The sequence below is a fragment of the Catenulispora pinistramenti genome (genome assembly GCF_018274385.1).
GTDB lineage: Bacteria > Actinomycetota > Actinomycetes > Streptomycetales > Catenulisporaceae > Catenulispora > Catenulispora pinistramenti.
Genome location: NZ_JAAFYZ010000300.1, coordinates 1 through 10856 on the forward strand (window position 1 = coordinate 1; position 10856 = coordinate 10856).

General features: G+C 71.7%; 7 protein-coding genes. 2 read left to right on the top strand and 5 right to left on the bottom strand.

Annotated elements, in window-relative coordinates:
• Positions 1-152 precede the first annotated feature (152 nt).
• From KGQ19_RS44440 to KGQ19_RS44455, 4 genes are all read right to left on the bottom strand, one after another.
• The gene (locus tag KGQ19_RS44440) at positions 153-2027 is read right to left on the bottom strand and encodes an ABC transporter ATP-binding protein (RefSeq protein WP_212020949.1); all 1875 of its coding nucleotides are present in this window, start codon (positions 2025-2027) and stop codon (positions 153-155) included.
• Complete coding sequence (locus KGQ19_RS44445; protein WP_212020954.1) at positions 2024-3871, bottom strand: ABC transporter ATP-binding protein; 1848 nt, start codon at positions 3869-3871, stop codon at positions 2024-2026. The genes KGQ19_RS44440 and KGQ19_RS44445 overlap by 4 nt, the downstream gene beginning before the upstream one ends.
• 147 nt (positions 3872-4018) lie before the next feature.
• Complete coding sequence (locus KGQ19_RS44450; RefSeq protein WP_230420403.1) at positions 4019-5251, bottom strand: YhgE/Pip domain-containing protein; 1233 nt, start codon at positions 5249-5251, stop codon at positions 4019-4021.
• A 120-nt stretch (positions 5252-5371) separates the two neighbouring features.
• Positions 5372-6244, bottom strand: coding sequence for an alpha/beta fold hydrolase (locus KGQ19_RS44455; protein ID WP_212020957.1), 873 nt, complete (start codon positions 6242-6244; stop codon positions 5372-5374).
• A gap of 64 nt (positions 6245-6308) precedes the next feature.
• Between KGQ19_RS44455 and KGQ19_RS44460 the strand changes: the two genes are divergently transcribed.
• Both KGQ19_RS44460 and KGQ19_RS44465 read left to right on the top strand, forming a co-directional pair.
• Positions 6309-7085, top strand: a complete 777-nt coding sequence (locus tag KGQ19_RS44460) for a helix-turn-helix transcriptional regulator (protein ID WP_212020959.1) — start codon at positions 6309-6311, stop codon at positions 7083-7085.
• A gap of 251 nt (positions 7086-7336) precedes the next feature.
• Positions 7337-10327, top strand: a complete 2991-nt coding sequence (locus KGQ19_RS44465) for a cell wall-binding repeat-containing protein (protein WP_212020967.1) — start codon at positions 7337-7339, stop codon at positions 10325-10327.
• 371 nt (positions 10328-10698) lie between these two features.
• Here the strand turns inward: KGQ19_RS44465 and KGQ19_RS53660 are convergent, their stop codons facing one another.
• On the bottom strand, positions 10699-10821 hold the full coding sequence (locus tag KGQ19_RS53660) for an LPXTG cell wall anchor domain-containing protein (RefSeq protein WP_498038953.1): 123 nt from the start codon (positions 10819-10821) through the stop codon (positions 10699-10701).
• Positions 10822-10856 lie beyond the last annotated feature (35 nt).

Genomic DNA, 10856 nt, shown 5'->3' on the forward strand with positions numbered 1-10856 from the left:
GCGGGTCATGCTCCCCGCAGCGCCGCCCGGGGAACGGATCCCAACCACCAACCACCAACCACCAACCACCAACCACCAACCACCAACCACCAACCACCAACCACCAACCACCAACCACCAAAGCTGCCTGCTCCGGCACCAGCCGCCGTCATTCAAGAGTCCAGATAAGCCCGGGCCTGCAACGTGTACAGCTGCGCGTAGTGCCCGTCGGCAGCCATCAACTCGTCGTGGCCGCCAGTCTCCACGATCCGGCCGCCGTCGAGCACGACGATCAGATCCGCCGCGCGCACCGTGGAGAAGCGGTGCGAGACGAACAACGTGATCGCCCCCTGCTCGCGGCGCTCGGCGGCGATCCGCACGTGCCGGGCGAAGACCGCCGCCTCGATGATGGCGTCCAACGCGGCGGTCGGCTCGTCCAGCACGGTCAGCAGCGGCTGCTCGCGCATCTGGCCGCGGGCCAGCGCGATCCGCTGCCACTGGCCGCCGGACAGCTCGCGCCCGCTTGGGAAGTAGCGCCCCAGCTGGGTGTCCAGGCCGGCGGGCAGTTGCGCCACCACCTCGCCGGCCTCGGCCCGCTCGACGGCCGAGGCCAGCGCCGCCTCGTCGGCCATCCGGGGCAGGTCGCCCAGGCCGACGGCCTGCCGGGCCGGGGTCTGGAACCGGACGAAGTCCTGGAACGTCGCCGTCACCCGGCCGCGCCAGGACGCCAGGTCCAGCTCGGCCAGGTCGGTGCCGTCGATCAGGACCCGGCCCTCGCTCGGCGTGTACATCCCGGTGAGCAGCTTGACCAGGGTGGTCTTGCCGGCCCCGTTCTCCCCGACCAGCGCGACCGTGGAGCCGGCCGGCAGTTCCAGCAGGAGGTCGTGCAGGACCTGCTTGTCAGAGCTCGGATAGGCGAAGGCGGTGTGGTCCAGGCGGATGCCGCCGGCCAGGGACTCCGGCGCCGGGAGGGTCCCGGTCGGGCGCTGGGTCTGTGCGTAGTCCTCCAGCCAGAGCATCCGCTTGGCGTTGCGCATCGCGGTCGCCAGGCTGCCGGCGGTGTCCGAGGCGGTCGACAGCTGGCTCTGGACCCGGCGCAGCAGGCTGACGACCATGACGATCTGTCCCGGCGAGACCTGGCCGTGGGTGGCGCGCAGGACCAGCACGACGATCGCGGCGATGAAGAAGGCGGCGTAGAACAGCCAGCCCGCGGCCTCCCACGCCGCCCCGCGCAGCGCCGCCCCGACCGAGGACTTGCGGACCTGCTCGCCGAGCTGGTGGTGCCGGGTGGCCAGGTCGTCGGTGATGCCGTAGGTGCGCAGCTCCTTCGCGGTGTCGGCGGAGGTGGTGATCACGAACAGGTCGCCGAGCAGCCGCCGGTCGTCGGCCAGCTCGGTCTCGTTCCGCTTGGCGATCTTCGAGGCCCGGCGGCTGGCCAGCGCCGGGGCGACGGCGGCCACCGGGACCAGCAGCACCGGCAGGTAGACCGTGGCCAGCAGGACGGCGATGGTGCCGATCCGGATCGCGTTGGAGACCATGCCGGTGATCTGCCGTGGGGCGGCGGCCAGCCCGCGGCGGTTGTCGCGCAGCTGCTCCACTTCGCGCAGGATCGCCGGGTCCTCATAGTGCTCCAGGCCCGGGATCTCGTTGATCAGACCGGCGATGCGCTCGGAGTGGTAGACGTTGACGGTGTCGGTCAGCGGCGAACCCTGCGCGACGGCCAGGTTCTGCAGCAGCCAGCCGACGCTGAACAGCACGGCCACCACCGACACGCCGACGATGACGCGGGCGGCGTCGCGGTGCAGCGCGGCGTCGACCAGGATCCGGTAGCCGACGGGGTAGCTGACCGAGGCCGCGGTGCCGAGCAGGCTCATGAGCGTCGCGGCGGTCATCATGCCCGGGGAGGCGCGGAATCCGGCGCCGACGAGGATGCCGAACATGCGGCGGCGCAGGCGGTGCTCGGCGGGTTCGAAGGTGCGTTCCGGCTGCTCGATGTCGCTTTGTTCGATGTCGCTTTGTTCGGCGTCGCTCTGTTCGGTGTCGCTCATGCCTTGTTCCGTCCGCCGGTGAATGCCGCCGCCTGCTTGGTGAACAGATCCGCGTAGGTGCCCGCGTGGGCCAGGAGTTCGGAGTGGCTGCCGAGCTCGGTGATCCGGCCGCCGTCCAGGACCGCGATCCGGTTCGCCCGCTTCACGGTGGAGAACCGGTGCGAGATCACGATGCTGGTGACGCCCCGCGTGATCTCCAGGAACCGCTCGTAGAACGCCGCCTCGGCCCGGACGTCGAGCTGGGCCGTCGGCTCGTCCAGGATCAGGACGGTCGCGCCGCGCGCGACCGCGTACAGCGCGCGGGCCAGCGCGATCCGCTGCCACTGCCCGCCGGACAGATCGGTGCCGCCTTCGTACTGCGGGGACAAGACGGTGCGCCAGCCGTCGGCCAGGCCTTCGACGAGGTCTGTCGCCCCGGCCCGCTCGGCGGCCTGGTTCAGGGCCCGCTCATCGACCGGACCCCCGAGAAGGTTCAGCGTCACGTTCTCCCGGGCGGAGAGCGGATAGCGCGTGTAGTCCTGGTAGACGACCGCGACCTGCTTCTGCCAGTCGCGGACGTGCAGGTCGTTCAGCGCGACGCCGTCCACCAGGACCCGGCCGCGGCTCGGGTCGCGCAGCCGCGCCAGGAGCGTGACCAGCGTCGTCTTGCCGGCGCCGTTCACCCCTACCAACGCGGTCGATTCCCCCGCGCGCAGCGTCAGATTCAGGTCGCCGAAGACGTCGGTGTCGCCGCCGGGGTAGCGGAAGCCGATGTTCTCGAAGACCACGGCCTCGCGCGGCATCCCGGCCGGGTCGACGGCGTCGCGGCCGGCGTCGGCCGGATCGGCGGACGGCTCCAGCGAATCGGTGAGCGCGTCGAGGTCGGGGAGTGCGGTGAGCATCATCTCCAGCTGGAAGTCGGTCATCGAGACCGTACCGATCGACATCGAGGACGGGAGCATGGTGAGCATCACCGCCAGCGTGCCCAGCCCGATCTCGCGGTGGTACGCGGTCCAGCCCAGAGTTCCCGCGCCGAGGGCGAACACCGCGAGCACAGCGACGGCCACCAGTGTCATCCGCCGGCCCTGCCGCCGGATCTCGGTCCAGGTCGGACTCAGGCCACTGATGTAGTGGGTCCGGTGTTCGGCGGTGAGCCACTTGCTGAAGCCGAACACCCGGGATTCCTTCGCCGCGCCCGGCCGCGTCGCCACCGCGAACAGGTACCAGGCCCGCCGCAACGGCTCCCCGGCCGCGCGGAAGCTGCCGATCCGGGTCCGTATCAGTCGGCCCAGCGGATGCCGCACCGCCAGCCACGCCGCGAACATCGCCAGGCCCAGCCACCAGCGGAACGTGCACAGCACGACGCAGGCCATGGTCCCCGACAGCCAGCCGCCGAGCTGCGAGGCGATGGTCATCGGGGCGTCGGCCGGGGCGGCGTTCATCAACTGGCCCTGCGCGTTCGCCAGCCGGTCCAGCGTCTCGGAGTCCTCCAGGTGCGCGATGCCCGCCGGCGCGCTCACCGCTGTGATCAAGCGGCGTTGCAACGCGACCACCATGCGGGCCCGGACGACCGAGGACAGGGCGTCCTCGGCCGGACCGCGCAGCAGGGACAGGCCGTAGCAGACACCGGCCAGGGCCAGCGCGGTCAGCAGCGAGTGGCCCGCGGCCGAGCCCAGGCCGTCGCGGGCGGCGGCGGGGATGCGGCCGGTGGCGCGGCCCATCGCGATGAGGGTCAGGTTCGGGAGCACGGCCTCGGCCACGACGAACCCGGCGACGGTCCAGGCCAGGGCCGGGCTGACGGAGGTGAGCAGGCGGATGGCCCGGACTCGGCGGGAGGTTTTGGCGGCGGTGAGCGGGTGCGACAAACGTGATATCGCTAGCCGGGGTGGTGACGGTGGGTTCGGCACGGGGTCCACCGTGACTCAGCGGTGTCAGACGGGGCAACCGTGTTTTCGGAGAGCGAACGCTCTTGCCTACGGGTCTACGGGTTCTCGACGTACCCGCCTGTCGGCCTACAGATGCGGCGTCAGCCGCCGCAACCCCTTCCGGTCGTAGTACCGCGTCATCGCGAAGCCGAACACGAGCGCGCCCGCCACCCCGACGACGATCATCAGCCACGCCCGCATCAGTCCCGCGTCGCCGCGCGCGTCGAAGTACAGGATCGCGCGCACCCCGCCGCTGAGCTGCCGCATCGGTTCGAAGGCGCCGAGGAAGCGGTAGATGCCCGGCGCCGCCTGCAGCGGGATCGTCGCGCCGGAGGAGGGGATGGCCAGCGCCACGAACACGAACATCGAGACCAGCTGCCCGATGCCGCCGAAGGCCGCGTTGATCGCCTGTACCCCGAGGCCGATCGCCAGGCAGGCACAGTAGGAGAAGATCCACAGCAGCGGGATGTGGGTGGCGTCCATGCCCAGCGCGGCGATGCACGCGACCATCACCATGCTCGTGGTCAGCACCGTGATACCCGCGGTCATGAACATCTTCAGCAGCAGGGTCTGGGTCCTGGTGATGGGCACGGTAGGGCGGCGCGTGTGCCAGGGCCCCATCTCGCTGTCGGCGTACCCGAGCGCCGTGTCCACGCCGCTGTTGATCAGGTTGCCGCCGATGAACCCGGCCAGCACCAGCAGCAGCGCGTAGTAGAACGCGGTCAGGCCCAGGCCGCTGTGCCGGCCGATCGGATGGCCGACCTGGCTGCTGACGGCGACCGGGTCGGCCAGGAGCAGCCGCGCGGTGGGGTCGGCGCCGGCCGCGGCGGGGGAGGACGTCAGCTGCTTGCCGATCGCCAGCGAGGCCTGGTGCGCCGCCCCCTGGGTGGCCTGGGCCGCGATCGAGGAGCCCAGGCTGCCCAGGCCGGGGTTGGTGAGCACGGTGATCGTCGGGCGCGCCGTGGCCTGGCCGGTGGTCAGGGCCGTGACCGAGGCCGTGAAGTCGGCCGGGATCTCCAGCGCGCCGTAGACCTTGCCCGATGCCAGCATGTCCGCCGCCTCGGCCGGCGTCGCCCGCTTCCAGTCGAACTGGCGACCCGGCGTACCGGCCACCACCGACTGCGCCACCTGAGCACCCAGGTTCTGCTGCTGGCCGGGCGGCGGCGCCCCGGTGTCGGCGTCGACCACCGCGATCGGCAAGCGGTGCAGGTTGCCGTTCGGATCCAGGATTCCGCCCATGTAGAGCAGCGAGAGCAGGAGCGCCACCAACGTCGCCAGGACGGCCGGGATCAGCCACAGCTTCGGGCGGCGCACCAGCATGGCGGCGCTGGCGTTGGGCCGGGGTACCGCTGCGCTGTCCGGCTCGGCAGAGGAGGTCACGGTCGTCACGCTATTACGACGCCGCAGGTGAGGCGGCATGCGACACGCGACCAGAGGACATCAGTGGGTTTGCACCGCCGAGCCCGCGAACTCCAGCAGCAGATCGCAGGTCGTCTGCGGATCGTCGTACATAGGAGTGTGGCCGATCCCCGGCAGCACCACGACCCGGGCCCCCGGCACCACCCGGTAGTCCTCGGCCGCGGCCGACCGCCAGCGCGCGTCCTGCGCGCCGAACACCACGAGCAGCGGCTTCCCGAGCGCGGTAAGCCGGTCCGGCATCGGCTGTTCCCTGATATACGCCAGCGACCCTCGTGCGGTCGCCGCCAGAGCGTGGTGCGTCATGCCCCGGGTCCGGTCCGCGAGCTCGTCCGGAAGCGGCGCCGCGGGCTTGGCGAACGCGGTACTCAGGCTCTTGCGGACGATGGCGGTGTTGAACGCCCGCCACAGGAACGCGCCGGGCACCCGGGCGAACAGCAGCCGACTCAGAGGGCTGTCAGATGTATCAGCCTCCGGATACGGTCCGGTCCCGATCAACACCAGCGCCGACACCGCATCAGGACGCTGCCGAGCCAGCTCGGCGACCACGCTGCCGCCGGTGGAATGCCCGACGGCCAGCAGCACGCGGTTTATGCCCAGCTGTTCCAGGACGGCGCCGATGCGCTCGGCCTGTCCGGGGACGCTGTATGCGGCGTCCCCGCTCTTCGGGCCGGTGGAGCGGCCGTGGCCGAGCAGGTCTACTCGCACCACTCGGTAGGCGTCGGCCAGGCACGGCACGACCGGATTCCACCACGCCGTGGACGCGCCGAGCCCGTGGACCAACAGCAGCACCGGCGCCTCTGGCGCACCGTTGCGCACGACGTGCGCCCGGGCATCGCCGAGCTCCACGAACTGCTCCTCGGCACGCCACGAACGATCAGGAATGTGCTGTTCCATAGCTGTTCCCCGCTCTCTGTGCATGGACTTCGTGGAAGTTCCCCTCGTCGGTTAGCGTGGTCTCATGGCGGTCGGCGCGCTTCCACAAACGTGCGGTGCCACACAGGCGCCGGTGGCGTGGCTCCGTCCCGGACAGTGCGGCTACGTCGGGCCGGACCTGGGCGTCGATCTGCACGCCGCGTCCATCGGCGTCCTGACCGTCGGCCTGGACGCGCCGTTCGTCCTCGAGACCCCCGAGCACGGCGCGATCCGCACCCGCAGCGTCTACGCACCGGGCCGCGCTCGGCACCGCGTGATCTCGCCTGAGGGGCGGATCCTGTTGCTGTTCACCGATCCGAGCGCCGCCGTCGCGATGCGGCTGCAGGTGGGGCGCTACGGTCTGGAGCACCGGCTGGAGCGCGAGTTGATTGCGGCCTGTCGGCGTGGGGCGGATTTGGAGTACCTGCGACTTGTTGCTGATCCCTGTCTGACCGGCGGGACTGACCGCCGCATCCGGGGCGGCGCGACTGACCGCCGCATCCGGCGCGTCGTCGATGAGATCCGCGAAGAACCGGCCCGGATACTGCGTGCCGAGCACAGCGCGCACGGCCTGGGGATGTCGACCCCTTACTTCCTGCGGCTGTTCGCCAGCCAGACCGGCACGACCTTCCGCCGCTACCAGCAGTGGAACCGCCTGCTGGAGGCGGCTCGGGGGCTGGCCGCCGGGCACAACCTCACTCGCTGCGCCGCCGACGCCGGCTTCGCCTCGCCGTCGCATCTGAGCGATACGTTCCACGAGACGTTCGGTACCACGGCCTCCGCTGTACTCGGATCGAATGTTCGGATCGAATTGGATGTCTGATTCGAGCCGGGTCGCGGTTGACTCGGCCGCCGGTTCACGCGGCTTCTTCGGAAAGTGACACATCTCGGCGCCCTCGCCTGACATGTGCATATGCAGGACACGAACCGGTCACGGTCTCCTACCGGATCTTGTCCTGCGGGTTCCCCAGTGGATAAACATCAGTTCGCCGTCCCTGAAGATTTCATAAAGTCGCCCCCTGGCGGCCGCTTCGCGCGGGACGGCTGCCACCACAGGGGAAAGGGATTCCATCTATGCCGAACGCCGCTCAGCGGCGGCGTGCGCAGGCTGTGATGGCGGGGGTCTTCCCCGTCGCCATCGCGCTTGTCGCCGCGTCCGCGTCCGCCTCGCCCGCGCAGGCCGACACGCAGCACCACAGCACCACCAACAAGATCCTGGCCGACGCCCATCCGGCGTGGGCGACCGCGCAGGCCGACCGGGGTGCGCTGCCGGCCGCGCAGCAGATCAGTACCCGGGTTTACCTGGCCGGGCAGGATCCGGCGGGGCTGGCCGCCGCGGCGCGGGCCGCCGCCGACCCGAACAGCCCGGACTACCAGCACTTCCTGACCCCGGCGCAGATCCAGGCGCGGTACGGCGCCACGCCGGCGCAGCTGGCGGCGGTGCAGAAGTGGCTGACCGGGGCCGGGCTGAAGGTCTCGGGCGTGCAGAGCGACTGGATCGACGCGGTCGGTGACTCCGCCGCCGTGCAGCGCGCCTTCGGCACGCAGATCAAGGACTACCAGGGCACCGACGGCGCGGTGAAGTACGCGGCCTCCTCCGCCGCGGTCATCCCGGCCGACGTCGCCGACCTCGTCACCGGCGTCTCGGGCCTGTCGCAGGCCTCGGTGCGGGTGCACGCGGACTCGGCGAAGGCGAACGCGGCCAACGCCGCGAACCAGAACTGCTCGCCGTACTGGGGCGCGACCACCAGCACCGCCTGGCCGGCCGGCGCCAACCCCGGCCCGACGGCGCTGCTGCCCTGCTCGTACACGCCCAAGCAGCTGCGCGACGCCTACGGCGTCACCAAGTCCGGGATGACCGGCAAGGGCTCGACCATCGCGATCGTCGACTGGTACGGCTCGCCCACGATGCAGGCCGACGCGAACCAGTTCGCGACCGCGCACGGCGACAAGGCCTTCGCCCCGGGCCAGTACAGCGAGGTGCTGGACCAGTCGCAGTGGACGAACGTCCAGGCCTGCGGCGGCACCGCGAACGTGGCCGGCGAGGAGGCGCTGGACGTCGAGATGACGCACGGCCTGGCGCCGGACGCGAACATCGTCTACGTCGGCGCGAACTCCTGCACCGACCCGGACCTGATGGCCGCCGAGGAGAAGATCGTCGACCAGCACCTGGCCGACGTGGTCTCCAACTCCTGGGGCGAGATCATGCACACCACCGACGGCCAGGACATGGACCCGTCGGAGATAGCCGCCTACGACCGGATCTTCCAGAAGGGTGCCCTGGAGGGCATCGGCTTCGACTTCTCCACCGGCGACTGCGGTGACGACGACCCGGCGAACGCGGCCGGCGGCGGCGCCAACTGCGCCCCGGACTCGGCGCGCAAGCAGACCGAGTGGCCGGTCAGCTCCTCGTGGGTGACCGCGGTCGGCGGCACCACGCTGGCCACCGACGCGCAGGGCGACTACGCGTGGGAGGCGACGATGGGCGACCACGTCGGCGCCGCCAAGCAGGGCGACGCGGCGTGGGGTCCGGTCAAGGGCCAGAAGGTCCCGTTCTCCTTCTACTTCGGCGGGGGCGGCGGCACGTCCGAGGACGTCGCGCAGCCGTGGTACCAGTCCGGTGCCGTGCCGGCCGCGCTGGCGGACAACCTGCCCAGCGGCCACGGCACCACGCGTCCGATGCGGACCCTGCCGGACGTCGCGATGAACGGCGCGCTGGCCTCCTCGGTCGACGTCGGCATGACCGGCATGACCACCGCCGGCCAGTACGGCGAGGGCGGCATGGGCGGCACCTCGGTCGCGGCTCCGGAGTTCTCGGCGCTGCAGGCCGACGCCAAGCAGGCCGCCGGCCACGCTCTCGGCTTCGCCAACCCGGCGCTGTACGCGCTGAACGGCTCCTCGGCGTTCCACGACGTCACCGGGCAGATCCCGGGTCAGCCGAAGGTGCTCGAGGGCATCCACGTCTCGACCGCCGACCCGACCCGCGGCACGCTCTACCAGGCCGGCGAGGACTCCTCGCTGACCGCGGCCGTCGGCTACGACACCGCCACCGGCCTGGGCTCCCCGGCCGACGACTACCTGTCGAAGGTCACCACCGTCGCGCCGCTGCAGCCGACCGCGCCCAACGCCCCGGTCGTGCACCGGATCGCCGGCGCCGACCGCTACGGCACCGCGATCAACGTCTCGCAGAAGTCGTTCCCGAAGGCCGGCTCGGCCTCGGCCGTGGTCCTGGCCACCGGCGAGACCTTCCCCGACGCGCTGTCCGGCGTCCCGCTGGCCACCGAGAAGGGCGGCCCGCTGCTGCTGACGCCCTCCAAGGCGGCCGACCCGGCCGTGGTCGCCGAGATCCACCGGGTGCTGGCCCCCGGCGGCAAGGTCTACGTCCTGGGCGGCGTGAACGCGGTCTCCGACAAGGTGGTCAGCGCGCTGGGCCTGCCGGCCGCGCAGGTCACCCGGGTCGCGGGCGCCGACCGGTACGGCACCTCGCTGGCGATCGCCAACCAGCTGGGCAACCCGACCGGCAACGTGGTGCTGGCCACCGGCGCCGACTTCGCCGACGCCCTCACCGCCGGCCCGTTCTCGGCGATGTACGGCGGCGGCAGCGGCACCCCGGCGGCGATCCTGCTGACCGCCGACCGCAAGCTGTCCCCGGCCGTGGCCGGCTTCGTGGCCGGCGCGCACTCGGTGGCGGCGGTCGGCGGCCAGGCCGTGGCCGCGGCCGCGCACCTGAAGAACCGCGACGCCTCCGCGCAGTTCGCGGGCTGGGACCGCTACGCCACCGCCTCGCTGGTGGCCGGCACCTTCCACAACCCGCAGACCGTCGGCGTCGCCACCGGCACCCGCTTCGCCGACGCCCTGACCGGCGCCGCGATGCTGGCCTCGGCGCACAGCCCGCTGCTGCTCACCGACCCGGTCCGGCTGCCCGACGGCACCGCCACCGCGCTGCACGGCTTCAGCCAGGCGCTGGCCGGCGGCTCGGTCGAGGTCTTCGGCGGCCCGGCGGCCGTCTCGGACGGGGTCGAGGTCCAGGTCGCCCGCGCTGTCGGGGGACGAGTTCTGCGGTAGGTGCGCGGGATGCGCTAACGAGTCCTGCGGTGAGTGTGCAGGATGCGTTGAGCGGATGCGTTAAGCAGATGCGTTAACCGGTAAGGGATTCAGGGGTCGTCCGTAGGTCGGGCGGCCCCTGAGTCGTTCCGGGCCAGGGTCGGGCGGCGCAGGTGTGCGGCGACTTGGCCGATCAGGCCGCTGAGGACGAGCACCCAGGCCGCGCGGCGGCTCGCCGAGCCGTCTCGGCGTGGGGTGGGGATCAGTCGCCCGGGCTGTTCAAGCCGAAAGGCGCTATTCAAACCGGGAAGCCGAAAAGCCCCACAGGGACTCGAACCTCAAGTCCCGTGGGGCTCCCTGGCGGTGCGTGATCGGCGGATGCTGCTGCCGGATCAGGAGTGCGTGCTCTGCTTCTTCCCACGCCGCGTGTACACCATCATCCCGCCGCCGGCAGCCAGCAGCGCCAGCGCGCCGCCGGCCAGCGGCACGGTGTCGCCGGCGCCGGTGTGCGCCAGGCCGCCGGTGGGGGTGGTGGCGGTGGTGCTCGGGG

Excerpts from the sequence above, each read along its gene's own strand:
- KGQ19_RS44440 (WP_212020949.1), bottom strand. The coding sequence starts at position 2,027 with ATGAGCGACACCGAACAGAGCGACGCCGAACAAAGCGACATCGAACAA.
- KGQ19_RS44450 (WP_230420403.1), bottom strand. The coding sequence starts at position 5,251 with ATGCTGGTGCGCCGCCCGAAGCTGTGGCTGATCCCGGCCGTCCTGGCG.
- KGQ19_RS44455 (WP_212020957.1), bottom strand. The coding sequence starts at position 6,244 with ATGGAACAGCACATTCCTGATCGTTCGTGGCGTGCCGAGGAGCAGTTC.
- KGQ19_RS44460 (WP_212020959.1), top strand. The coding sequence starts at position 6,309 with ATGGCGGTCGGCGCGCTTCCACAAACGTGCGGTGCCACACAGGCGCCG.
- KGQ19_RS44465 (WP_212020967.1), top strand. The coding sequence starts at position 7,337 with ATGCCGAACGCCGCTCAGCGGCGGCGTGCGCAGGCTGTGATGGCGGGG.